This is a genomic window from Marinomonas rhodophyticola (assembly GCF_026113935.1).
Classification (GTDB): Bacteria; Pseudomonadota; Gammaproteobacteria; order Pseudomonadales; family Marinomonadaceae; genus Marinomonas; species Marinomonas rhodophyticola.
Map to the genome: position 1 here is coordinate 89189 of NZ_JAPEUL010000004.1, position 23556 is coordinate 112744.

A 23556-nucleotide genomic window follows, 5' to 3' on the forward strand; every position below is an offset into this window, starting at 1 on the left:
AGAGAGATAAAATGCGGCCTATTTTTTTAGTTGTATGGGGCGGTTTGGGTCTGTTTATGAGTCATTTTACGCTAGCACATCAGAACTCAGCAGGTGATTGGTCGAGTGAGCCTATGAACCTTTTGGCTATGGTGATGGTTGCTGGCGTCATTATTGGGGGTTTTATTTATAAGCAGTGTGCGCGCTGGCGCAAACAGATGAAGAAGGAGAATAGCGATCATGATACATAGCGTGATTACCTGTCTTGATAAATGGATTGGGTTTGACGTGGCGTATGCCTAGTGTGAATGCCGTTAAAGTATATTGCGACAAGGTTAAAATTTAAAAAGGAGGGTATATGTTTCGTCTCATTAAAGTACAAGGCGAAAGCATGTCGCCAAGCTTGCATAATGGGGATTTTGTTTTTACGAGTCGTTGGTACCGTAAGTTAAAAATGGGTCATCTTGTCGTCGTTGATCATGCTTTATATGGTCTTATGGTAAAAAAAGTGCTGCATATTGCGCCAGATGGTCAGCTTTGGTTAGGGGGCGAAAGTAATAAAAGCCTACAATCAGAGCGTATTGGCTGGGTATCACCACGGCGTGTGGTTGGGAAAGTGATCGGTCGAATTCGTGCCAATCCAGTGTACAAAAAACAAGACACTTTATAAAAAACGGGCGAAAAATGCTTTGGTTGCTGATGTTGGTCTGATTAAGGTTTTTCTCTAAAATCCATGCTCGTTATTTTTACTTTATTATCGGGTTAGAGAGAATTCATGTCAGCAGTCGAACTTCCTAAGGTACAAAAACACACACGTCTTGAAGATGCCCAAGCAGTGCTTCTTGGTACCTTGATTATCGCCTTGGGCGTTAACCTTTACACCCATACAGGTTTGTTAACGGGGGTACTCGGCAGGATTGGCTTTTTTGATGAAGTATTCAACACCTTTAACTTTTGGCCAAGCATTTTTCTTAATTAATCTTCCTTTCTATATTTTGGCGATTATGCATTTTGGTTGGGAATTCACCATCAAAACCTTTTTATCGGTATTTTCTCTGTCTGTTTTTGCGGATATTACACCTATGCTGGTGAGCTTTGATCAGGTGAACCCTTTTTATGCCAGCGTAGCTGGTGGGTTTTTGATGGGCGTCGGTTTTTTAATGCTGTTTCGTCATAATGCCAGTTTGGGTGGGCTGAATATCTTGGCGCGTTATCTGGCTGAAAAATATGGTATTTCCATGGGGAAATTCCAAATGGCCGTTGATTGTACTATTGTGCTGTTGTCTGTGTTCGTGGTGGACTTCACTTTGATTATTATTTCGGTTATTGGCGCGGTGGCATTAAATATGATTATTGCGGTCAATCATAAGCCAGGGCGCTATATGGGAAATGTTTAAAAAGCACGTTATGAATCTAGGAAGGCGGCGTAAGTCGCCTTTTTTATGGCTTTAGTTTGCCTAATTCGTGTTGACGTTTCCTAACGGAGCCTCGCTAAGGTATTATTGTATCTATCTAAAAGACGAGGAAAAGAGTTTGGAATTACTCAAAGTAGACAACCTTAACCCTTACCTAGATGATCTTATCGAATTACTTTGTGATGCGGTTGATTCCGGTGCGCCAATTGGTTTTTTGCCACCTATGAGCGAGTCTGAAGCCAAAGCCTATTGGTTAAGCGTTAACGATGATTTGCAAGCTAATGCTCGTCAAGTCTTATTGATTCGTGAAGACAATAAAGTAGTTGGTAGTGTGCAAATTGCCATGTCGCCTAAAGCCAATGCATTGCATCGCTGTGATGTGGAAAAACTCATGGTGCATACGCAAGCGCGAGAGCATGGACTCGGTAGTATGTTGATGCAGGGGGTTGAACGTGTTGCCGCCTCTTTGCAGCGTCAGCTACTGATATTGGAAGTGAGAAGCGACGATATAGCTCACGACATGTACGTTAATATGGGCTATATTCCGTTTGGTGAAGTGCCTGGGTACACGCGCAGTGCGAATGGTATGCTGCATAACGCGACCTTCTTCTATAAAGAAATTGAAACCACTCACGAAGTATTTTCTTAATTTAAACAAAGCCATAGGCGATTCCCTTGAGACTTGATTTTTATTTATCCCACGTGACCGATTTGGCACGTAAAGCAGCCAAAATTGCGGCATCAAAAGGCCGTGTTACGGTGAATGGTATTGTGGTTAAAAAAGCTAATTATACTGTGCAAGAAGGGGATCAAATTTGCCTTGATGATGAGCTGTTAGCATGGCCGTCTGAGGGGTACTATTTATTGCATAAACCTGCGGGTTATGTTTGTGCTACCCAAGATTCAGACCATCCAACCGTGTTGGATCTTTTGCCTTCTCATCTAGGACAAGAGTTAAAAATTGTTGGCCGTCTTGATAAAGACACCACGGGGCTTTTGCTACTGACAACAGACGGTCAATGGCTACATCGAATTACCTCTCCACGTAATGCTTGTAACAAGCGCTATCGTATGATGTTAGCGGACCCGATCAGTGATGCCGATCTTAAACGACTGGAAGACGGTGTGATGCTTAATGGTGAATCGCAGCCAACATTGCCAGCAGTCGCTGAACGTATTAGCGATTGCGATATTTACTTGACGATTCAAGAAGGTAAATATCATCAAGTAAAACGTATGTTGGCAGCCGTCGGTAATAAAGTTGAAGAGCTTCACCGCGATCAAATAGGACCGTTATCACTGGATGCTGATATGCAAGCAGGTGAGTTCCGTGCCTTAACAGAAGATGAAGTGCTTTACTTTTAAACAACGTTTTAATTAAGAGATTGAATAATGAAAGAATTATCGATGGATGAACGTGTTCAATTATTGGTCGCGCCTGATAGCGAACGATTAGCGTATTTTGTTGAGCAAGCGAAAGCCACGGGGGGTATGGAGTTTAAGTATCGAAGAAGATTTCGTCATGGGGGAAACCGATGAGGGAAACTTTGTTATGGTATGGCCAGATGAAGCATTTGCAGCACAATGGGCGACCGAAGATTGGGAAGAGTGTGATCCTGTATCAATAACACTAGATGAGTTTAAAGATATTTGGTTGCCAAAGTTGATGGCAGCTAAGGTCACTATTGCGGTTTTTCCAAATATTGAAGATGAAGGCAAGCTATCAACAGCACAAGAGTTAACGGATTTACTGGCTTAATATAGAAATAACCCCTTCCTAACCCTCCCTTCAAAGACATAAGGATAAGGGAATGAGACAAAACTATCCCTGCTAAAGGGGAGGTTGGGAGGGGGCGTCTTGCTTTAGTACTGTTCACAAAAATACAAATAAGGACTTAACTCCCCCATGAGCAAACGTCAAAATCATCGTGAAGAAGTCTTTGTTAAAATACTCGATGCCGCGGAAGTCGAGTTTGGTTTGAAGGGCTACAATGGTGCAAGTCTTCAGCATATCGCTGAACGTGCTGGGTTGCCTAAACCTAACATCATTTATTACTTTCAGTCCAAAGCCAATCTGTACAAACAGGTACTTGATCAGACATTAATGGGCTGGAATGATTTGTTTGATAAGGCGACGCTAGAGGACGATCCAGCTGTGGTGTTAGACAGCTTTATTCGTGTAAAACTTAAGCAAAGCTTTGAGAAAGGTGGCGCCTCAAGGTTATTTGCCATGGAGGTGATTAGTGGCGCATTACATATTGGTGATTATTTAAAAGAAGAGCTTAGGCCTTGGTTTTCGTCTCGAGTTGAATTGCTTCAAGCTTGGATGGATGCGGGTAAAATGCGTCAATGTGATCCAGCTAGTGTGATTTATATGATATGGGCAACAACTCAACATTACGCTGACTTTGAAGCCCAAGTGCTGGCCTTAAGCGGTATTGAGTCGCTTGGAGACGAAGATCTACAGCGTATTGGTGATACGGTGAGTAGTATTATTCTCGCTGGTTGTGGTTTAACTCTGCCTGCTAAAGATTAACGTTTGTTATTTGTACTCTCTCTTAGTTGATGAATATGTTGAACCAAAGCCCGTAATTTTGCGGGTTTTGCAGGTTTGGCCATATAAGTGATTTGTTGCTGCTTACATAGCTCGACCAGTTCTGGGTCGCGCAAGGCTGTAATCAAGACGGCAGGGATGGTTTTTCCAGCTCGTGTGCGCAGCTCTTTGATCAAAGATAAACCGTCCTTGTTATCATCAAGGTGGTAGTCAACCAAGAGTAATTCTGCTTCGCCCTCGGCTTCTAGCGCATCGTGATAGCGGTTAAAGGTACGACAATCGCATTGCCAATGGGTGAGTAGTGTATGCATGGCGATAAGGTTGTTTTTCTCATCATCGATGCACCAGACATAACAATGCGCTAGCTTTTCATGGGACGTTTTTGTGACTTGCGGGGCTTGTATATGTGTAACATGGTTACTTTGAGCTAAGGGTATACCAATACTGAAGCAGCTTCCTTTGCCGGGAACAGAGTGTATTTCCGTGGCTAATCCGAGTTGTTTTTGCATACGGCGAACCAAGCCTAACCCTAACCCCATGCCCGGCTCTTGGGTGTTTTCCCAACGGTAAAAGTCGTCAAAGATTTTCTTTTGCTCGCTTGCAGGAATGCCAACACCTGTGTCCCATACCTGTAAATAAACGACACCTGAACGTGGTCTAACACTTAATAATACTCGTCCTTTTTGTGTATATTTTACGGCGTTTGAGACAAAATTTTGTATGATTCTACGCAGGTAAATAGGGTCTGTGTGCACTCTAAAAGGTCGTAAATGGGTCGTTAATCTGATGTTTTTACTCTCAGCGATGACACCAAATTCCGCTACGATCGGGGCTAGAATATCGAGTAAGTTACAGTCGACTAATTTAGGTTGAATCGCCCCTTGATCTAGACGTGCAATTTCAAGCAATGTTGAGATAAGAGCTTCGGTGGATTCTAATGAATCGGACAGTTTCCCGATGACTTGATTGGTATCATGGGGGAGTTCGGTTGATTGCAAAATGCCCATATAAAGTTTGGCAGCGTTAAGTGGCTGTAAAATATCATGGCTGGCTAAGGCAAGAAATTCAGTCTTAGAAGCATTGGCTTGTTCTGCTTCTGCTTTGGCACTAATAAGTGCTTTTTCTGCTTGATTACGACGTTCGATCTCCTGCATCAGTTCATTGTTTACACCTTGCACTTCTACGGTACGAGCTTCAACCCGCTTTTCTAGATCTATGTTGGCTTCTTTTAGCGCTTGTTGACTTTCAATGTGCTCCGTCACATCAGTGAAACTGGTAACGAAACCGCCATCAGGTAGCGGGTTGCCGACCATTTCGATGACGCGACCACTTGCTCTGCGGCGCAGAAAACGGTGAGTTGTGCCTTTCCTTAGGTGTTCTAAACGCTTATTAACCAGTTCTTCGATATCACCGACACCGCATTCACCGCGTTCTGCATTGAAGCGAATTAGGTCTTCAACGGGTAAACCGACTTTTAGCATGCCTTCTGGATAAGGGTAGAGAGAAAGATACGTTTTGTTCCACGCAACGATTCTTAGTTCTTTATCAACCACGCTAATGCCTTGATCTAGATTGTCCATGGAAACGAACAATAGATTCTGGCTAAATTGGATAGCCTGGGTGGTCTCATCCAAGTAGGTGACCATTTCTTCTACCTTGATTTGTTTATCGATCAAGATGGAATTGATAATGGTGCGGGCCGATGAGCCTCCCAAGACGCCACCTAATATACGTTCACAATAATCAACAAATAAACGATTTGGTGCCGCGTTAGAGGGTATACCCTGACTATAATCTTGCTCAAAACTTGATAGGACTTGCTGGCTTTTTTGTTTGCCCAAAAAGGTTTCCAGTAGCACGAAGAAATCGCCATTGGTGGCTTTGCTTTTGGGCTTGAAAAAGCCTTTTTCCAGTTCGGTAGTTGGGCTGACAAAAGCCGTTGCTTGAATTCGATCAATTAAACGTTCAGTAGCCAGTAACGAGTTCCACGACGTAACCAAAAATATTTGCCAATAGACTAATAAAAGCCCCATAACTGATTAATTCAGAACGAGATTGAGCGCTATACAACGCCCAGTCCATGTTGCCTGCCAATGGCAACATCATTAAAAGCATCCATGCCAAGAAGCCCAGTGTTAAACCTGCATACACACCATGTGCGTGAGCGCGCTTCCAATATAAGCCACCTAATACTGCAGGCATTAGTTGTAAGACCAATGAGAAGGCCAAGATACCCGTGCCTGCCAAAGATTCATTGTTGGCCATTTTTTGGTAATACAGAAAGGAGAGAACAAGAATTCCTACCATGGCAAAGCGGCGAATCATTAATATGCGTCGTCGATAAAGGGGCAAAGCTTGTTGCTGGGCACTGGCGCGAGCCAGCATCAGTGGCAAGATAACATCGTTACTGATCATGATGCTAAGGGCAAACGTGGCAATGATGATCATTGCTGTGGTAGCTGACATACCGCCAAGAAAGATCAACATTTGCAGAGGGAGGTTGTCTGAGACTAAAGCGAACTGAATAACGTAAGTATCTGGATTAATGTCAGCAGAAAACAAGCTCTGCCCTGCAATAGCTATGGGCGGGATGATGACGGCAAAAATTAACAAATACAGAGGGAATAACCAGCGTGCTGTGTTGGACTGTTGGTTATTTTGATGGTCGACAACTGTAACGTGAAATTGTCGTGGTAGACAAATGACCGCAGCTGCTGACATGAAGGTTTGCATCAAGAAGGGGAAGGACAAAAATTGTTCGGATCCCCAGACTGAAAAATCGACATTTTTGCCTAATTCATCGATATTCAATTCTTGCGTCATCATGATGGCCACCAAACCGACAGCAACAATGGCGATGATTTTAAACAAAGACTCCGCGCCGATTGCCAACATCATGCCCGAACGATATTCCGTAACTTCTACCTTTCGAGTGCCAAATAACATGGCAAATATGCCCATTAAAATAGTGGCAATCAGTACCACGACACTAGTCGATGATTCGTCTTGATTAACAAAAAGTGCAAAGTTGGAGCCAATGGCCTTTAATTGCAAGGCAATATAAGGGATGACTGCCAGCATACTAATGAGTATCACCAATGGCGCAGTCATTGGACGTTTGCCATAGCGAGAAGAAATAAAGTCGGCAATGGAGGTGATGTTCTGTTTGCGGCTAACGGTAATCATTTTGCGTAATAAGGGGAAAGCAAACAAGTACAAAAGAATAGGAGTCCAACAGAATGGGCAAATAGCTCCAACCAGAGCGCGACGCTTCGCCAATGGCACCGTAAAATGTCCAAGCGGTACAATAGATCGCCAAAGACAAGCTGTAGACTAGAGGATGCCGCGTCAGTTTTTTCGCTGTCGGGCTTTCTTTATCGCCCCAGATGGCAATCCAGAACAGGCCCAGAACATAAAGGATGGCTAACAGAATCCAGAAAACCGTCATTGCATACATTACCTGAATTTAGACTGGTGCGTCAGTGTTGTTTGCGTTAAATGTAACACAGTCGATTCAATAATCCTCTACGACTTAGGTCGTGTAGCTTAGGTTGCGATTGTTTCTTACTTGGTAATACTGCCTTTTGAATAAGAGGCTAAGGTCACGTGATAAGTAATGTTACACTGCTTGATACTGATTTTGGAAAAACAAGGTAGGAGGCATTATGGGCCATTTTCCGTTGCACAATGACATCAAAGCCTTTCATGCGCATCTTTATTATATTGATGAGGAGGGGATGAAAATGGCTAAGAATTTGGCGGAGCAAGCCGCTGAATTATTCGATATTCGCGTAGGACGTTTCCATCAACAGCCCGTAGGACCTCATCCGGTTTGGAGCTGTCAGTTATCTTTTGCTGCAGAAACGTTTGGTCAAATAATTCCCTGGTTGATGTTAAACCGGCAATCGTTAGATGTGTTTGTGCATCCGTTAACAGGCAACGAATACGTGGATCACACACAAGGGGTTAGCTGGTTAGGTAAATCTTATGAACTTGATGTCTCTCAGTTCATGCCGCCGAGTGAATAAGTTTTGTGCAAACTGATGAATAAATGGCGTAGTAAGAAGTAATGGATATTCGATTAGCTATATTGAAAGACGCCAAGACCATTGCTGAAGTTGCTTCAGCATTAGGTTATCAAAACACGGTATCAGAAGAGCTTGCCATAAAACGCCTTGAGCGATTGCTTGCCTCTAGTAATGACAAAGTTTGGGTTGCTGAACTTAATGGTCAACTTATCGGCTGGCTGCATGCTCAGCATGCTTTTCGAGCGGCTTCAGCAGACTTTATTGAAATCCTTGGTTTGTCTGTATCGGATCAAGCCAGATTAAAAGGTGCGGGGCGAGCTTTGGTCGAACAAGCGAAAGCGTGGGCTTTAAGTGAAAAGATAACATTACGAGTGCGTACTAATGATATTCGTGATGGTGCAAAAAAGTTTTATACTGCACTAGGGTTTTCCATCACAAAAACGCAATCTGTCTTTCAAATTGACAATTAAACCTTACCTAAGGTCAGAACAACTTGGTTTTTTTGATTTTTTTAAAATATTTGTGCAAGATCCCTTTAAAAATCGTCGAACGTACCAAACTTTTAGGTTTGTACGGTAGTTATTGAGCTTATGGGACGTTATCATAATGCCACAAACTATTGTTTGGGTTCGTGTTGTGGCGGTGTAACGCTTATTGTTGAAAGTTAAGATTTGCTTGTATCAAGCGCTCGTTCCCTTGTTATTCATTATTTATTCATTAGGAGAATACAATGCAAATTACAGAAAACACCGTTGTTAGCATGCACTACACCTTGACTGACGAACAAGGGCAACAACTTGACTCTTCTGTTGGACAAGAGCCTTTAGTATTTTTAAGTGGCGCGCAAAACATCATTGATGGATTGGACAAAGCCCTACAAGGCAAAGCCGCTGGTGACAAGCTTTCTGTATCTGTTGCCCCTGAAGATGGGTACGGCGCGGTTCATCAAGAGTTGATCCAAAAAGTGCCCACTGAAAACTTCCAAGGCGTTGACGAAATCCAAGTTGGCATGCAGTTCATGGCGCAAACACCTGGTGGTCAACAGCCCGTGACTGTTATTGCTGTAGAAGACGACGGTATCATGCTCGATGGTAACCACCCATTAGCTGGCAAAACATTGAACTTTGATGTTGAAATCATTGAGGTGCGCGCAGCATTGGCAGAAGAACTAGAGCACGGTCATGTTCACGGTGCTGGTGGTCATCACCACTAATCCTATTTCTTAGTAAATAGCCGAATGTAAAGTAAGCGGCTTCTGACTTGTTTTAATGACAAGCAGAAGCCGTTTTTTTATGCCTCAGAAACCAAAGTAATCCACTTGATCGATCCGCTCGTACAGAATAAATATATAATCCATTTATAATGCATAGCTTAAGGGATAGGATCACACATGAAGAAGGCTAGGTTACCTCTAGTGATAGTGCTTAGTTTTCTTTTGAGCGCCTGTTCGTCATCATTTGTCTATAACAACATTGATTGGTTACTCTATTGGTATCTAGGCGACTATGTCGATTTATCGCTAGATCAGAAGGCGGTGTTGGATGAACGTGTTGTCGCATGGCAAAGCTGGCATCGCTCTACGGAGCTTGAAAAGTATCAAGCTCAACTCAAACGGTTGAGAGTGAAATTCGCATCTGGCGCTCTCTCTGAGGAGCAATGGTTGAGCGAGTTCGAGGAAGCGCAGCAACATCTTCATCGTTTTCGTAGTAAAATTGCGCCAGAGCTGGCTGGTATTGCTCAACAATTGTCTGTCGCTCAGGTGGAAGGGGCGTTATCTGCATGGAGTAAAAAAAGACACGAGCGTCAGTCTGAGTTCGAAAAACGAACAGAAGCAGAGCGGTTAATTCGCCAAGAAGAGCGTTTGACGGAATTTGTTGAAGATAATGTGGGTGAGTTAACCAAACTACAGAGCAGTATTATTAACACCTACGCACCGAGATTTCTATCAACGAACAATGAGCGAACGGCATATCACACCTCTTTACAAAATGTGATAAGAGATATTTTTGCCAATCGAGATACATTTGAATTTGAACAGCAACTTGCTGATCTTATCCGTCATCCAGACCAATACAAAACACCACAATATCAGGCTATTTTAGATCGCAACGCACGCTTGTATGCTCAAATGCTGGCAGAGCTGAGCAGCACGTTTACTCAAAAACAAAAATTAACGCTCGATGATAAACTAGAAGAGAAGATTAATCTCATTGGGGATTTGATTTCAGATTAGGGGTATCAGGGACAACGCACAATGGCAGAGACTTTTAATGATATTAAACAGGCGATTCTCACTTGTCATTCTTGTGCGGATACTCTGCCTTATCCCCCCAAACCCATTATTCAAATCCATCCTGACGCGAAATTATTGATTGCTGGTCAAGCGCCTGGAAAAAAGACGCATGATATTGGTCGGCCATTTGATGATCTAAGCGGAGATCGTTTACGAGACTGGCTTGGCATAACAAAGGACGAATTCTACGATGAGCATCAAGTCGCTATAGTGCCAATGGGTTTTTGCTTTCCCGGCAATACTTTTCATAAAAATGGTCCGTCAGCTGGTAAGCCGTCAGGCGATCTACCGCCTCGTCCAGAGTGCGCGATAAAATGGCGAGAAGCGGTATTGAGCCAGTTGCCTAATATTGAATTAACGATTGTGTTAGGGGCTTATGCGCAAGCCTACCATTTGGATCAATCTGGTAATGTAACGGAGCTGGTCATGCAATGGGCTTATTGGTTGGAGCAGGGCAAGTTGGTCTTGCCTCACCCCAGTCCAAGGAATAATCGTTGGCTGAAGCAAAATCCATGGTTTGAAGCCGAGGTGTTGCCTGAATTAAAAGCCCGTGTAAAAGCTCTTATCAGTAAGCCAGTCTCATAAGGCAATGCTCAATGCCATCTTCCATATATGGCTCGGATACTACTTCAAAACCATGGGACTGGTAGACCTTTTTAAGATGGAACTGAGCGCCAATTTTGATATTTGTGCTCGGCCAGAGATCAAATGTTTGCTTAATGGCTTGGTCTATGAGTGCATGTCCTATCTTTTCTTTTCGATATTGAGCAGCCACGACCACGCGACCAATACTGGTATGGTCTTCATAGCTATCGTCTTTTGCTAAGAGACGAGCATAGGCGACGATAGTGTTATCATGAATGGCATACAGATGTCGTGTTTCAGGCAATATATCTAAACCGTCAAGCTCTGGATAGGGGCAATTTTGCTCTACCACAAACACATCACAGCGCAGTTTTAGCAGCTGATAGAGCGTGTGAGTAGACAATTCACTAAAAGGTTTACAATGCCAGATCATGTTATTTTCCATGTGTGTTTGTTTTCTCGATCAACAAAGATATTAAGCAAAGCGATTTTCGAGATAACGAATGATCTGTGAAGACTCATACATCCATTCCACTTTACCGTCTTGCTCAATACGCAAGCATGGCACTTTGATTTTACCGCCACCTTGCAACAATGTTTCACGATGAGGAGAGCCTTCGGAAGCACTGCGTTTTTCGATTGGCAGATTGAGTTTGTACATGGCTCTGCGAGTTTTAATGCAAAACGGGCATGCGAAGAATTGATAAAGTGTTAGGTCTTGTACTTCTGTATTGATTTGTTGTTGTATTTCAGGTGTTCTTTTAAGCTTGGTTCCGCGCGTTAGAACGTCTGCGGTTGCAATGATGAGACCTAAAAGGTTTCGAATCAGTTTAATAAACAATTTCATATTGAGGGCTCGCTTTTACTATTGAGTCTTGCTATTTGATGGTCGCCATTCTAACGATAAAGTCCCCATTGTTTAAGTGTTACTCATAAATTATCGATAAACACAATTTGAGTCATCTGTTTGGTGAGTTGTTGCGTATTAGTTGCGACCTATTTTAGTAAGGATCATGAATGTTATGACACTATCTTCAAGCGAAGCATCAAGACTAATTGAAATGGCATGGGAAGACAGAACGCCATTTGAAGCGATCGAAACACAATTTGGAATGAGCGAGCCGCAAGTTATTCGTTTTATGAGAAGCAATCTCAAGCCAAGTAGCTTTAGACTGTGGCGAGAGCGTGTTAATGGTCGCCAGACTAAGCATTTACAACTTCGCGATCCAGCGGTAAGTCGAGGTTATTGTCGGGCGCAATATAAGCCAAGATGACGGCAGTGGTTTTAGAAGCCACTAGATAAAAAGCTGTCTTTGATATATCAATAAGTATCTTTTAATTCTTAATGAAATGCGTTTTACTGATACCAAATACAATAATAATAGGATCAGTAATATGAAAACGATAGTCGAACACTTATCTCAATATGCGTTTTATCATCAAGATAGGCGTAACGTTGCCACACACTTTGTTGGTATCCCGCTGATTGTTGTCGGGATTGCTGTTTTGTTGTCTCGTCCCCATTTTACCTTGCTAGAGATTGTTTTTACACCTGCTCTTATTGTTGCTCTTGCTAGCAGTGTTTTCTATATTCGTTTAGACAAATTGATTGGTGTTGTGATGACAATGTTGTTGGCGTTGGCCATTTGGTTTGCCGAGTTAGTGGCGGCACAAAGTACATCCATATGGTTCATCACAGGAGTAGGTTTGTTTGTAGTGGGTTGGGTGTTTCAATTTGTCGGGCATTATTTTGAAGGGAAAAAACCCGCCTTCTTGGACGATGTTATAGGGCTAATTATAGGTCCTTTGTTTGTCTTTGTTGAGCTTTTATTCTTACTTGGATTAAAACGAGATTGGAAAACAACAATAGAACAATACTGTCTCGGCAAAAATAATGCGATGAATAAAAAGTGATTTAAAATGGCATGGATTATATAGCAGAGAGTAGGGAAGCGCTTAATGTTTTTATTTTAGCGCCATTTCCTTATAAGCCTGTTGGAGTAAGCCAAAAAATCTGCTTATGAAAAAGTAGACGCTTACCCAATAACTTTTTTAAATAACGTATCGATTAAGCGTGTTGAGCTGGAGAAGAAACCAATGCTGATTTAACTTTCATCGCTAGGTTTTTAACCGCTTTGATGGCAGAAGCAATACTAGCAACAATGTATTCAGCGCGTTCAGCACGAGCAATCGCTTCGTATTTTTCTGCGTCTGTTAGGTATGAAGTGTTAACATTTTTCAATAATTCTGCGATAGATTGGTTGTTTTTCATGATCTATTTCCTCGTTTATGGTTGTTTCAAAATGTCATCAAAACTCGTTCCGTTTTGATGACTTTATATTAGAAACTTTGGCTAAATAAGACAAACGATAAAAAATACACCGATACCTGAAAAAACTAATCAATCGTTTAACTAATGGTTTTTGAATAATTAAAAGGCAGACACAGTAAGGCGTCACGTGTTTTTATGTGTTAGCTAACGGGCTGCCGTTTTGCTTTGCTGTGTCTAGGCGTATGTAGGATTTTGTGCTAACAACATCTGCATGGGCATAAGAGTTGCTTGACCACCAGATCTGTGAATTGCGCCATGTCTTTGGCGCAAATTTCTACCATTAAGTCTACATCTCCAGTAACACCATGCACGCTCAGCGCGGCACTTTGTTGTTGCAAAAAATGCATTACATTTTCACGCGCGTTATTTTTATCTTTGCTTACAGTGACTAAGGTCCATGCCACGACGCTGTAGCCCAGTTTCTGGTAGTTTACTTGCGCTCGATAGCCACTAATGATGTCCATTTCTTCTAAATGGCGTAGGCGTCTTAGGCATTGCGATTGAGATAGGTTGATGATGTCTGCTAGCTGTGTATTGCTAAGGCGACCGTCTTTCTCTAATGCTTGAATGATTTTGTAGTCGGTGCGATCTAGGGTGATTTCTTTCATAAAAGGCTCAATTTAAACAAAAATCTTGTATTAGGTTATGAATTCTTCTTTTAAATAGCAAACAACTTGTGTGCCTTATTCTTTATACTTTGGATTACTGTCGCTTAGGAGATAAGGTTATGGCTGTGTCATTAGATTTGGCGTTTGTTCGTTCTCAATTTCCCGCTTTTAAAGAGCCATCTTTGGCGGGGCAGGCGTTTTTTGATAATGCGGGTGGTTCTTATGCTTGTCAGGCGGTGATTGATCACTTAAATCAGTATTATCGAGAAACCAAATTGCAGCCTTATCACCTGCATCCAGCAGCGCAAAAAGCGGGCGCTCAGATGGACTTGGCGCATGAGCGTTTGGCTTCTTATTTGAATGTGAATACCTGCGAAGTGCATCTTGGGCCTTCTACGTCTCAAAATACTTATGTGTTAGCACAAGCTTTTGGCAAGATTCTAAAAGCGGGTGACGAGATTATTGTGACCAATCAAGATCATGAAGCTAATATCGGTGTTTGGCGGGCATTAGAAGCACGCGGGATTGTGATTAAAGAATGGCAAGTTGATGCACAGACAGGGTCGTTAAATATAAATGATTTAGAGACACTTTTTACTGAACGAACCAAGCTTTTAGCTTTTACACATTGTTCAAATATCGTCGCTGAAATCAATCCTGTAGCGGATATTTGCACACGAGCAAAAACGGCGGGTGTGGCAACGATTGTGGATGGTGTGTCTTTTGCTGGTCATGGCTTGCCAGATGTGGATGCATTGGGAGCAGATATTTATTTGTTTTCGCTTTATAAAGCCTACGGAACGCACCTAGGGGTCATGGTCATTCGTGATGCCATGGCGGATAAATTAGGTAATCAGGCGCATTATTTTAATAAAGCGTATCGTCAAAAATGGTTTGTACCAGCTGGTCCCGATCATGCTCAGGTCGCGGCGAGCCGTGGTGTGCTGGATTACTTTGATGCCTTGTACGATCATCATTTTGAGGCGACAGATTCCGTAGCGGATAAGGTTAAACGAGTACGCTGCTTAATGCATGATGCTGAACAGGTTTTATTGTCTAAATTACTTAGGTTTGTGGATCAACATCCTAAATTGATTCTATTGGGACCTGCTGATCCTGCTAGGAGAGCCGCGACAGTGTCGGTTATTCCGAAAGGACAAACGCCTCAACAGCTAGCGCAGAAGCTAGTTGATCAGGGTATTATTTGTGGTGCGGGACATTTCTATGCAGTGCGACTGTTGGAAGCCATGGGAGTGGACACTCATACCGGCGTGGTGCGATTGTCTTTTGTCCATTATACCAATGAAGCAGAAATGGATCAGCTTATCGCAGCATTAGAAAAAGCGCTTGCATAGTCACTGAGAAAGGCAGATAGAATGTCTGCCTCTTCTGTTGTCTTATTTCAGAGAGTTGTCTTGGTTCAGATTATTCTGCTGTTGGTTCAGATTATTCTGCTGTTGGCTCAGACCAAAACTCGTAATGAATCGCCGAGCTGGCGTCTCGTCTTGGTAACCAACCGGCTCTTTCTAGGTCTGGGGTGTCATGGAACGCTTCTACATAGCCCACGCACAAATAGGCAATGATATCGATGGATTCTGGAATATTGAGCGTATCGCGTATCACCTTGTCATGAACAATGCTGACCCAGCCAACGCCGAGGTTTTCGGCTCTTGCGGCCAGCCATAAGTTTTGTACCGCGCAGACAGAACTGAATAAATCCATTTCTGGCTTCGCGGTGCGTCCTAGCACAACAGGCCCTGTTCGATTACGATCGCAGGTTACACAAATCCCCAAAGGCGCTTCTTCGATTCCTTCTAATTTCAGGCGTTTGTATTGCTCTTTGCGTTCACCTTCGAACCGTTCGGCGGCTTCGGCGTGTGCTTGTAGAAAGCCTTGTTTAATTTGTCTTTTAGAGTCTGGTTTAGTAACAAGAACGAAATCCCAAGGCTGCATAAAGCCTACGCTTGGCGCATGATGCGCCGCTAATAAGACTCGTTCTAAAACATCCTTTGGAATAGGAGCGGGTTTGAATTCTCGTCGTACATCACGACGGGAAAATATGGTTTTGTAAACCGCGTTGCGCTCTTCTGGTGTGATCTTCATAATGATCGACTTTTGTTTTGTGAGAAGCCGATATTATGAGGAATAGTGGTGTTTTATGCCAATGAACAAAATTCTGGTTACTATGTACTTTAATTGGTTTGGTTATTAGGACTAGTGTATTGAGATAAATAGAGATGGGTAGCCAATGAAGCTCATAGGCTACTCATCATTAAATGCTATTTGGCTCCAGACCAGTTGCCATGTAGTGACATTCTTAGTCTGAAAGGCACTTTTACTCTGGCGATTGGGCCATTACTCCAGCAAGCCGTATCGAGAACAACTAATTCTGAACTTTCTTTCCGTAAGTCATTCAGTACGCTAACAACCCAGCCATCACCTTCATCTGCAGTCGCTGATCGTGGGATGAAGATAGGCTCTTGAAAACAATGTGCATCGCCAGGGTACCAAGTTTCACTTTTGCCGGTATTGACGTTGATGCGTGCTAATTGATTGAAGAACTGGAATGGCGGTTCGCCTAGAGATTCGACGTCAAATGCTAAACTTGGGTCAAAAGCGAGCATGAAACACCAAGAATATTTTTTACCACTATAGCGAGCATCACAACGTGGAAATTCACACGGAAATGGTGTTTCTGTGATCATCATAGGCTCTATTTGAGATTCTTCTGATTCTAAGTCAAATACCCAGCGCATTAAAGCTGAGCGTAATGATTGTGGAGAAGGAACATAACCATCGGCTTGAGGGAAAAAGTAGAAGACGTTTCCAGAAGTGACTGGCATATCAACAATTAATTTGCCATCTTCTTCATAAGAGTTAACGGTATGCCCCTGAAAACCATTGATTGGACCATAAAACCAACGTACATCTTCTGCTGAACCATTGCGTGGCAAAACACCAAAGAGCTGTGGAAGGTCGGGTTGCCATTGAAAGTGTTTGCCGCCTGCTTTCATACGCTCTACATCAACGGTGAGGGGGATCACAGGGAAGATGACATAGTTATCAGTGACGGCGAAGTCGTGGATCATAGCGGCATAAGGTGCTTGAAACCAAATTTCCTTGGTTAGTTTTCCGTCCTTTGAAATTTCGAAATAGGCTATATCTGGTGTTCCGTCTCCTTTGGCCTCATAAGCAAAACAAAGCAATGAACCATTATCTGCATCTATTTTAGGATGTGCAGTGAAGGTTACAGACTTTATTTGGTTATCGAAATTCCATTCGCCAAGCGTTTCAAGCGTCTTTAAATCCATTGCCCAAGGTAATGCGTCTTCTTTAAGCGCTAGAAGTACACCGTTGTGCTCAATGACTGTGGTATTTGCTGTGGTGTTATTGTCCGCAGCAAGAGGATCATTTGTGTATGGATTTCGATAAATACCATTTAATGAGCGTTGTTCACGACGTTGTGCCATCAGACGATCTGTTTTTACGTAGCGGCGAGTAAGGCTCACTGTTCCCGAATTGAATCGAAAGGCGCTCACCATACCATCGCCATTGAAAAACATATCAGTACCTAACATAGGAGGATATTGAGGATCAGGAGCGACTTGGTAAAAAGTCCCATTAATTTCTTTTGGTAACTCGCCTTCAATTTCGAGGTCTTTCACCTCTGCTTCTATTCGACTGGGTTTATAAAGACCAGTAAATTCTGGTGTATTAGGGAATGTAAAGCTCATATAAGCCTCCTTAATGAGGTTTCATAATAGAAAGTTTACGTGATGTTCTAAGCAATTCGCTTGTAATAGGAAATCTGAAAAGAATTCATCTCCTATAGCAGCGACTGAGGCTGTCGTTTTTTCACCCTAGAAGAGGATGAGCCTAGGCAAAGTTTGTAACTTCCTATTAAAGCGCCACGTAATAATTTTTATAAATGAACGACTAAGTACAGTTTAGGCTTGATCTAGATCAAAGGTCAACTTTTTTGTACTATGAAGTACAGTTATGGGCGAGGTTGGTATGAGACGAAAAACAGCAGCAAAACGATTGGTGTTTATAAAGGCTGCAGGTAGCCTATTTCTTAATTATGGATTTTCAGCGGTTACGATGGAGTCTATTGCTGCCGCAGCAAGAGGCTCTAAAGTAACGCTTTATAACTACTTTTCTTCTAAAGAAGAGTTATTTGAGGCTTGGGCTTTTGAAGCTGGGGAAGGAGCATTTGAGCAACTTGTTGCTGCTGTTGATGAAAATATGAGTCCTCGTGATGTACTGTTACGGGTTGGCATTGCTTATCTAAAGCTAATTACAAAGCAAGAGGTTATCTCAATAAATCGACTCATCATTGGCGAGGTGGAGCGGTTTCCACAGCTCGCTCAGCGTTTTTATGCTGTTGGCCCAAAAAGGACACTTGCCAATTTGATCTTGGCTGTTGATTCTCTTGTAGTGAGAGGCGCGTTAGTTGATCAAGATGCGAATAAAATGGCTATTCACTTTAAAGCCTTGTGTGAAGGAGCAATGTTTGAAAAGTTAATTTGGGGAATTGAGCCTTTACCAAGCGAAGACCGCATCAAAGAGTTGGTCACAGATGCGGTTGACCGTTTTATTCTTTTTTATGCTCGAAAAATACCCGATCAAAATGAAGGATAGAGGAGGTAAATTATTTTATCACAAGCTTTGCTCGTAATGGCGGTGAAAAATCAAGTTGATAATATCAAGGGGTGGATTAACTATTATCAACTTAATGGAAGGTGTGTTTTCGCTTATTCTCAAATCCGTCGCCATTCTGTTTTAAGAGTGTGTAAAGGAAAAATTAAGACCCATTCTTAGTATCAGTATTAACTTTATATGGGAATAAGTGAATGAAAAAACTCAAAATGTCTGCGGTTGTGCTGGCTTTGACCATGATGTCAGGGTATGTCACAGCGAATGCCGTTGATGAAGCATCAGCAGAAAGTATGGAGAAGAAGATGGAAAAACCCAGTATGTTAACTCAGGCCCCTAATATTCCAGCTGGGGTGATTCCTGATGAAGTTGACTTGTCTAATGCCGTTAATTTAGAAGAGCTTGAGGTGCAATACACTTACAGTTCAGGTCGTGCCTATAAATTAAAGTTTTATGATGATCGTGTCTCTTTTACACAACTTGATGCAGGGCACATCCCGACGCTAACGGTGCCTTATCGAGCGAAGAAAATTGGTAAGGATATGTTTTTAGTGCATTGGTTGGTGCCAGGAAGAATTGGCCATGTCAGTTTGATTTTGGATTTAGAGAACAAGCTAATTCATGCGTCGGCTCTTATGCCAGGGCAAATGGAGTTGTTTGATGGCGGTCCAATTGTCGACGTGTCGCGCGGTAAATACATGTAATAGCTTAAACCCCATCAAGAAAGGGACTAAGGTACTATAAAAAATAATAAGAGGAATAATAAATGAGGCCCTCCAAGACAAGACGTATCATCGATTTGCCCCGTCAAATTGGACAACAATCCTTATACCGATCCACTGCCATTATTACCCAAAATTGATTATACCTATCACCAGCAGGGATGCACCATTCAAATACACGCGTGAAAAGTTCGCTGAATCAGGTGATGCCTCTATTATATGGGAAGGTCATAAAGCGGGCAGAGATATCGGCTATGGTCAAATGGAAAAACTGTCTAATCTTGAAAGTTTGCCTGCCAGTGGCTTCCTAGTGTCTTACTTTCCCTACAAAATAAAAAATGGCACCGCAGGTTTTGTCCGTGCGGTAGCGATATTTTCGTAAAGAAGGAAATCAAAAAAATCTGTAAAGAGAGTGTCTTTATTAGACATTCTCTTTTGTGTTGCTTAAAAAATGAGCTTTTGCTAGTAGATTTGAATGAGAGCTGTCTGCATATGCTTTGTGCCAATATTGTTGTTGCTTAATATTACGTTGGTTTTCTTTTAAAACTATTTAACGCACCCATAAGGTGGCTTTCTATACTTGATTTTGCCCAATTAGCATCACCCGTTTCGATGGCTTTAATAATTTGACGGTGCTCCCTGATACTGTTGCGGACTTGTTCGTCCGTATAAATATAATATCTACCAATGACCAGCGGAAACTCAAGCAAACGAGATCCAAAACTCCGGATCATTGGATTTAAAGAGGATTCATAAATCAAATAATGAAAATCACGGTTGGCTTCTTTAAGTGCCTCTTGGTATCCGCTTTTTTTGTTATCAATAGCATCTTCCATACGATTTACAGTTTCTTTCATGGCATTCAATGAGCTTTCATTAATTCTCTCTGAGGCCAAGCAAACCGCATGCCCTTCCAAAACGACTCGAAGGTTGTAGATATCTACAATTTCAGATTTTCCTACCATCGAAACAACGGCGCCCCTTTTAGGCGCCTGCTCAAGGAAACCATCCGCAATCAATTTTTGAATAGCGGCACGAACTGGCGTTCTACTAGCATCTAATTCAGAAGCTAGCGCTTCCTCAACAAGTCGCGTTCCAGGTTCATAAAAACCAGACATTAATCGATCACGAAGGGCAATGTATATAGATTCACTTACTTTCATAGATATCCAAAAAAAACAGTAAAGTAAGTCTTATATTACTTTATTGTTGCTTCATCGCGCGAGCCTCTAAACCGAACCAGCATCTTTTTAATGACAGGCGTTAGTGACGTCATTGCGATTAGTCCGATCAAAATCCAGGAGATTCCACCTTCAAACAATACATTATACTGGCCATCTGACATTAATATGCTTCGTCTTAACGACTCTTCGGCCATAGGGCCTAAAATAACGGCTAAGACGGTAGGAGCTGTTGGTATTTCAAGACGTTCCATTACTAATCCAAGCACCCCGAAACATAACATCAACCAAACTTCAAAGAAGCTATTATGTAAGGCGTAGATACCAAGAACAGACAACGAAATTATCATTGGGGCTAATAGGCTAGCGGGTAGTTTTAGTATATGAATAAATGCTCTTGAACCAAAACGTCCCAGTACATACATCAGTCCCGATGTAACAAGCATAGTAATCATGAACCCATAGGTTATTTCAGCATTCTCTCTAAAGAGTTGAGGGCCAGGCAATAAACCATGTACTAATAATGCTCCTAAAATAACTGCGGCAACCGCACTGCCAGGTATCCCCAAAGTAAGGGCTGGAATTAAAGTCGCTGCTGTATCGGCATTATTAGCGCATTCTGCTGCGGCAACTCCTTCAGGTGCTCCTTTGCCATATTTGTCTTTTTCAGGGTCAGATCTCCGTTGTTCGTTCCAAGCAAGTAACGCTGCAATATTTCCCCCAACCGCAGGTATAATCCCCGCGATAACACCAATAATGGACGATTTAAACCACACTGGAATGAGTTTGCTCCAACGAAAGTTGTCGCTTTGTTCATTTTGTTGAATGATAGGTTTGATATTTTTCATTGAGCTGAAAGCCAACTCGATTGCTGGTGGAATAGCATATAAACCAGTTAACAAAACGATGATATTAATGCCGCTAAGCAAGTCCAATGAATCAAAGGCAAATCGCTCTGCACCTGTCATGGTGTCAATGCCTACCATACCTATTAATAGACCTAAGCATGCCGCAATTAAACCTTTAATTGGATTCTTAGATAAGAGCACGGCTATTGAAGTCAGCCCGAATGCAGATAGCCAGAAATAATTTGCAGGACTAAATTGAAGCGCGATTTTTGCTAGTGGTGGCGCCAATAATAGTAATGCGAGAGCGCTAACAGCGCTACCAATAGAGGAAGACGTCAATGAGATCCGCAATGCCAGCTTTGCCTTTCCTTGTTGTGCCATGGGATATCCATCAAAAACTGTTGCAATACCTGCAGGCGTCCCAGGAATTCTTAATAGAATAGCCGGAATCGAACCGCCGTACATTGCTCCATTATAAATGCCTGCAATCATACCTAACGCGACAAGCGGCTCCATCGTAAATGTCAAAGGTATAAGAACAGCAATCCCCATCGTTGCACTTAGTCCTGGTAGGGCGCCAATTGCGATCCCCACAGCCGTCCCAATTATCATTGAAATCATTACTGGAATAGTAAATACAATAAAGAATGCGTCATATATGTGAGTGAAAGATTCCATAACCATTATCCCATTAATAGAGCTGAAATAGCTTCAGGTGGCAGAGGTATTCTCAACACAACCCTAAAGACCACATAAATTAAGGTGCAAAAAACGAGTGCCGCAATGATTACGTTTTTTACATTTCGATAGCCAAGCCCAAGAGCCAGTAATGGAGTAAATATGACAGAACTCGTAATGACTCCAAGATAACTAATGCCTAATACAAATAAGGAACTAGAGGAAATGATTAGGAAAAACTTCCCCCATTCGAAGTCTGCTGTTTTTTCTTGATTCTTGAGTTGAAAGATCGACTTTAAGGACTGAGCAATCCAAATTAAAGATAATGCCAACATGATGAACAGTACTATTCTGGGTAAGAATCCTGATGTTGCACTATAGCCCCATGCTTCTATGAATCCGAAAATTGAAAAGATCGTTACTAATGTGCTAGACAGAAGTTCAATTTTTGCTTTATTCATATATTTCCCCACAAAAAATAAAGAGATATCGTTGCCCACGATATCTCTTTTTATTGAATGCTTTAGCTTTTAACCCTTAATCCAAGGTTCTGCCGTCCAAATAGCATTGTAGGTATCATGTAAACGCTGCAATGTGGCGCCAAAGTCTTTGCTGTTCATATAAGATAGGGGAAGGTTTTGCTCTTTTGCTTTACTAACAAATTCTGGGTCACTGACAGCCTGTTCCAATGCTTTTTCTAGTTTCTTTTGAATGTCACTTGGTAACCCTGCTGGGGCTGCTAAACCGCGCATTGATCCTGAAACGACGTCATATCCCTGTTCCATAAAAGTAGGTACATTTGGTGCCTCGCTCCAACGGGATTCTCCCATTTGTCCTAAAATTAGTAAGTTTCCTTCTTGGCCATCTGCAATGGCTTCACTCATATTCATATTTGCCAAGTCAATATGTTCACCGAGTGCCGCTGTTCTTACATCAGCTGATCCTTTGAATGGAATATGCTTCATTTTAATATTTGTTTGTTTTTCAAAAGCCAATGCCGCTAAATGATCATCCCCACCAATACCTGTTGTTCCATAGGTAAGTTTGCCTGGATGTTCATTTGCATAACTAACTAAATCACCTAATGATTTTATTTGGCTGTTGATAGATACGCTGAAAGCACCTGGATCGTCAACGACATTACCTATTGGCGTAAAGTCTGCGAGGCTGTATCTGGCTTTACGTTGAATAGGGATTGTAATGAGGTTAGGTGTATTAACAAAGCCTATCGTATACCCATCGGGAGAGGCTTTTGCTAGTTCAGTAAAGCCAATCTCTCCGCCAGCACCAGGTTTATTCTCGATCACTATAGAGACGTTTTCACCCATGTATTTTTCGATATAGGGTGCCAGTGTTCTAGCCGCAATATCCGTTCCGCCACCTGCACCGTAGGCAACGATCATTTTAATTGAGCGTTCAGGATAATCAGCCATTGCTGAGATAGAGGCGCTACACAGCATAGTCAGGCTAAGTGTTTTCAAAAACATACCAACTCTAGGTTTTATTATTTTCATCTTTGTTTCCTATCGTTTTTTTAGTTTAGGCAATACAAAAAAACAATTTATTAAAGATGCTTAGGTTCTCTAATAAATGTGTTTCTGTATACAGTTTTAGTATAGTTCCGTGCGGTGAACGAAGTAAATAGAAATGACAAAAATAAAGGATTATTTATTTTTT

Annotated in this window: 33 protein-coding genes; 20 read left to right on the top strand and 13 right to left on the bottom strand. The window is 42.1% G+C overall.

From position 1 onward, the window contains the following. Positions 1 to 11 precede the first annotated feature (11 nt). The 9 genes from ONZ52_RS01010 (at position 12) to ONZ52_RS01045 (ending at position 3930) form a co-directional block, all read left to right on the top strand. On the top strand, positions 12 to 230 hold the full coding sequence (locus ONZ52_RS01010) for a hypothetical protein (RefSeq protein WP_265216767.1): 219 nt from the start codon (positions 12 to 14) through the stop codon (positions 228 to 230). A gap of 107 nt (positions 231 to 337) precedes the next feature. Continuing rightward, the gene (locus tag ONZ52_RS01015) at positions 338 to 649 is read left to right on the top strand and encodes a S24/S26 family peptidase (RefSeq protein ID WP_265216768.1); all 312 of its coding nucleotides are present in this window, start codon (positions 338 to 340) and stop codon (positions 647 to 649) included. 105 nt (positions 650 to 754) lie between these two features. Next, positions 755 to 958: a hypothetical protein gene (locus tag ONZ52_RS25160; protein ID WP_428981144.1), complete on the top strand. Its 204-nt coding sequence runs from the start codon at positions 755 to 757 to the stop codon at positions 956 to 958. Beyond that, the gene (locus ONZ52_RS01020) at positions 909 to 1376 is read left to right on the top strand and encodes a YitT family protein (protein WP_428981145.1); all 468 of its coding nucleotides are present in this window, start codon (positions 909 to 911) and stop codon (positions 1374 to 1376) included. The genes ONZ52_RS25160 and ONZ52_RS01020 overlap by 50 nt, the downstream gene beginning before the upstream one ends. Positions 1377 to 1512: 136 nt before the next feature. After that, the gene (locus tag ONZ52_RS01025) at positions 1513 to 2043 is read left to right on the top strand and encodes a GNAT family N-acetyltransferase (protein WP_265216769.1); all 531 of its coding nucleotides are present in this window, start codon (positions 1513 to 1515) and stop codon (positions 2041 to 2043) included. 26 nt (positions 2044 to 2069) lie between these two features. Further along, entirely contained in the window at positions 2070 to 2759 is a 690-nt protein-coding gene (locus tag ONZ52_RS01030; RefSeq protein ID WP_265216770.1) for a pseudouridine synthase, read from the top strand. 27 nt (positions 2760 to 2786) lie between these two features. Continuing rightward, positions 2787 to 2933, top strand: a complete 147-nt coding sequence (locus ONZ52_RS01035; protein WP_265216771.1) for a hypothetical protein — start codon at positions 2787 to 2789, stop codon at positions 2931 to 2933. After that, the gene (locus ONZ52_RS01040; protein WP_265216773.1) at positions 2917 to 3153 is read left to right on the top strand and encodes a DUF2750 domain-containing protein; all 237 of its coding nucleotides are present in this window, start codon (positions 2917 to 2919) and stop codon (positions 3151 to 3153) included. Before ONZ52_RS01035 ends, ONZ52_RS01040 begins: the two co-directional genes overlap by 17 nt. Before the next feature lie 147 nt (positions 3154 to 3300). Continuing rightward, the gene (locus ONZ52_RS01045; RefSeq protein ID WP_265216774.1) at positions 3301 to 3930 is read left to right on the top strand and encodes a TetR/AcrR family transcriptional regulator; all 630 of its coding nucleotides are present in this window, start codon (positions 3301 to 3303) and stop codon (positions 3928 to 3930) included. Here the strand turns inward: ONZ52_RS01045 and ONZ52_RS01050 are convergent. Genes ONZ52_RS01050 through ONZ52_RS01060 form a run of 3 tightly spaced genes read right to left on the bottom strand, consistent with a single transcriptional unit; the run spans position 3927 to position 7396 of the window. Continuing rightward, on the bottom strand, positions 3927 to 5948 hold the full coding sequence (locus ONZ52_RS01050) for a hybrid sensor histidine kinase/response regulator (protein WP_265216775.1): 2022 nt from the start codon (positions 5946 to 5948) through the stop codon (positions 3927 to 3929). The genes ONZ52_RS01045 and ONZ52_RS01050 overlap by 4 nt on opposite strands. Then, positions 5914 to 7167, bottom strand: a complete 1254-nt coding sequence (locus ONZ52_RS01055; RefSeq protein ID WP_265216776.1) for an SLC5/6 family protein — start codon at positions 7165 to 7167, stop codon at positions 5914 to 5916. The genes ONZ52_RS01050 and ONZ52_RS01055 overlap by 35 nt, the downstream gene beginning before the upstream one ends. After that, positions 7121 to 7396, bottom strand: a complete 276-nt coding sequence (locus ONZ52_RS01060) for a hypothetical protein (protein WP_265216777.1) — start codon at positions 7394 to 7396, stop codon at positions 7121 to 7123. Before ONZ52_RS01060 ends, ONZ52_RS01055 begins: the two co-directional genes overlap by 47 nt. A gap of 217 nt (positions 7397 to 7613) precedes the next feature. Between ONZ52_RS01060 and ONZ52_RS01065 the strand changes: the two genes are divergently transcribed. The 5 genes from ONZ52_RS01065 (at position 7614) to ONZ52_RS01085 (ending at position 10854) form a co-directional block, all read left to right on the top strand. Beyond that, positions 7614 to 7976: a DOPA 4,5-dioxygenase family protein gene (locus ONZ52_RS01065; protein WP_265216778.1), complete on the top strand. Its 363-nt coding sequence runs from the start codon at positions 7614 to 7616 to the stop codon at positions 7974 to 7976. Between the two features lie 41 nt (positions 7977 to 8017). Beyond that, positions 8018 to 8446: a GNAT family N-acetyltransferase gene (locus tag ONZ52_RS01070; RefSeq protein ID WP_265216779.1), complete on the top strand. Its 429-nt coding sequence runs from the start codon at positions 8018 to 8020 to the stop codon at positions 8444 to 8446. Between the two features lie 260 nt (positions 8447 to 8706). Next, a complete protein-coding gene (locus ONZ52_RS01075; protein ID WP_111606349.1) occupies positions 8707 to 9189 on the top strand; it encodes an FKBP-type peptidyl-prolyl cis-trans isomerase in 483 nt (160 codons plus the stop codon). Between the two features lie 177 nt (positions 9190 to 9366). Then, positions 9367 to 10209 (top strand): DUF6279 family lipoprotein, encoded by an 843-nt coding sequence (locus ONZ52_RS01080; protein ID WP_265216781.1) that lies wholly within the window; start codon positions 9367 to 9369, stop codon positions 10207 to 10209. A 21-nt stretch (positions 10210 to 10230) separates the two neighbouring features. Continuing rightward, the gene (locus ONZ52_RS01085; RefSeq protein WP_265216782.1) at positions 10231 to 10854 is read left to right on the top strand and encodes a uracil-DNA glycosylase family protein; all 624 of its coding nucleotides are present in this window, start codon (positions 10231 to 10233) and stop codon (positions 10852 to 10854) included. Here the strand turns inward: ONZ52_RS01085 and ONZ52_RS01090 are convergent. Further along, complete coding sequence (locus ONZ52_RS01090) at positions 10835 to 11287, bottom strand: GNAT family N-acetyltransferase (protein ID WP_265216783.1); 453 nt, start codon at positions 11285 to 11287, stop codon at positions 10835 to 10837. The two genes, ONZ52_RS01085 and ONZ52_RS01090, sit on opposite strands and share 20 nt — an antisense overlap. Before the next feature lie 42 nt (positions 11288 to 11329). Then, complete coding sequence (locus ONZ52_RS01095) at positions 11330 to 11701, bottom strand: glutathione S-transferase N-terminal domain-containing protein (protein ID WP_265216784.1); 372 nt, start codon at positions 11699 to 11701, stop codon at positions 11330 to 11332. 175 nt (positions 11702 to 11876) lie between these two features. Here ONZ52_RS01095 and ONZ52_RS01100 point away from each other — a divergent pair, with 175 nt between their 5' ends. After that, on the top strand, positions 11877 to 12128 hold the full coding sequence (locus ONZ52_RS01100; protein WP_265216785.1) for a TIGR03643 family protein: 252 nt from the start codon (positions 11877 to 11879) through the stop codon (positions 12126 to 12128). A 121-nt stretch (positions 12129 to 12249) separates the two neighbouring features. Beyond that, entirely contained in the window at positions 12250 to 12768 is a 519-nt protein-coding gene (locus ONZ52_RS01105; RefSeq protein ID WP_265216787.1) for an Mpo1 family 2-hydroxy fatty acid dioxygenase, read from the top strand. A gap of 154 nt (positions 12769 to 12922) precedes the next feature. Here ONZ52_RS01105 and ONZ52_RS01110 read toward each other — a convergent pair whose 3' ends face one another. Together ONZ52_RS01110 and ONZ52_RS01115 are read right to left on the bottom strand one after the other, a co-directional pair. Continuing rightward, entirely contained in the window at positions 12923 to 13126 is a 204-nt protein-coding gene (locus tag ONZ52_RS01110; protein WP_265216788.1) for an RSP_7527 family protein, read from the bottom strand. A gap of 257 nt (positions 13127 to 13383) precedes the next feature. Then, positions 13384 to 13794, bottom strand: coding sequence for an Lrp/AsnC family transcriptional regulator (locus ONZ52_RS01115; protein WP_265216789.1), 411 nt, complete (start codon positions 13792 to 13794; stop codon positions 13384 to 13386). Between the two features lie 119 nt (positions 13795 to 13913). On the opposite strand from ONZ52_RS01115, the gene ONZ52_RS01120 reads away from it, so the two are divergent. Further along, on the top strand, positions 13914 to 15149 hold the full coding sequence (locus ONZ52_RS01120) for an aminotransferase class V-fold PLP-dependent enzyme (RefSeq protein ID WP_265216790.1): 1236 nt from the start codon (positions 13914 to 13916) through the stop codon (positions 15147 to 15149). Positions 15150 to 15240: 91 nt separating this feature from the next. Here ONZ52_RS01120 and bluB read toward each other — a convergent pair whose 3' ends face one another. Beyond that, positions 15241 to 15897 carry a 5,6-dimethylbenzimidazole synthase gene (gene bluB / locus ONZ52_RS01125; RefSeq protein WP_265216791.1) on the bottom strand — a complete coding sequence of 219 codons (657 nt, stop codon included), beginning with the start codon at positions 15895 to 15897 and terminating at the stop codon, positions 15241 to 15243. Positions 15898 to 16073: 176 nt separating this feature from the next. After that, a complete protein-coding gene (locus ONZ52_RS01130; protein ID WP_265216792.1) occupies positions 16074 to 17528 on the bottom strand; it encodes a carotenoid oxygenase family protein in 1455 nt (484 codons plus the stop codon). A gap of 265 nt (positions 17529 to 17793) precedes the next feature. Between ONZ52_RS01130 and ONZ52_RS01135 the strand changes: the two genes are divergently transcribed. The 3 genes from ONZ52_RS01135 (at position 17794) to ONZ52_RS01145 (ending at position 19554) form a co-directional block, all read left to right on the top strand. Beyond that, positions 17794 to 18435, top strand: coding sequence for a TetR/AcrR family transcriptional regulator (locus tag ONZ52_RS01135; RefSeq protein ID WP_265216793.1), 642 nt, complete (start codon positions 17794 to 17796; stop codon positions 18433 to 18435). A gap of 212 nt (positions 18436 to 18647) precedes the next feature. After that, positions 18648 to 19154 carry a hypothetical protein gene (locus ONZ52_RS01140; RefSeq protein WP_265216794.1) on the top strand — a complete coding sequence of 169 codons (507 nt, stop codon included), beginning with the start codon at positions 18648 to 18650 and terminating at the stop codon, positions 19152 to 19154. A gap of 154 nt (positions 19155 to 19308) precedes the next feature. After that, the gene (locus tag ONZ52_RS01145) at positions 19309 to 19554 is read left to right on the top strand and encodes a cyclase family protein (protein WP_265216795.1); all 246 of its coding nucleotides are present in this window, start codon (positions 19309 to 19311) and stop codon (positions 19552 to 19554) included. A 142-nt stretch (positions 19555 to 19696) separates the two neighbouring features. Here ONZ52_RS01145 and ONZ52_RS01150 read toward each other — a convergent pair whose 3' ends face one another. The 4 genes from ONZ52_RS01150 to ONZ52_RS01165 are packed head-to-tail and all read right to left on the bottom strand — an operon-like array spanning position 19697 to position 23393. Then, positions 19697 to 20335 carry a GntR family transcriptional regulator gene (locus ONZ52_RS01150; protein ID WP_265216797.1) on the bottom strand — a complete coding sequence of 213 codons (639 nt, stop codon included), beginning with the start codon at positions 20333 to 20335 and terminating at the stop codon, positions 19697 to 19699. A gap of 35 nt (positions 20336 to 20370) precedes the next feature. After that, entirely contained in the window at positions 20371 to 21879 is a 1509-nt protein-coding gene (locus ONZ52_RS01155) for a tripartite tricarboxylate transporter permease (protein ID WP_265216798.1), read from the bottom strand. 5 nt (positions 21880 to 21884) lie between these two features. Further along, entirely contained in the window at positions 21885 to 22379 is a 495-nt protein-coding gene (locus ONZ52_RS01160) for a tripartite tricarboxylate transporter TctB family protein (RefSeq protein WP_265216799.1), read from the bottom strand. Between the two features lie 30 nt (positions 22380 to 22409). Next, positions 22410 to 23393: a tripartite tricarboxylate transporter substrate binding protein gene (locus tag ONZ52_RS01165; protein WP_265216800.1), complete on the bottom strand. Its 984-nt coding sequence runs from the start codon at positions 23391 to 23393 to the stop codon at positions 22410 to 22412. Positions 23394 to 23556 lie beyond the last annotated feature (163 nt).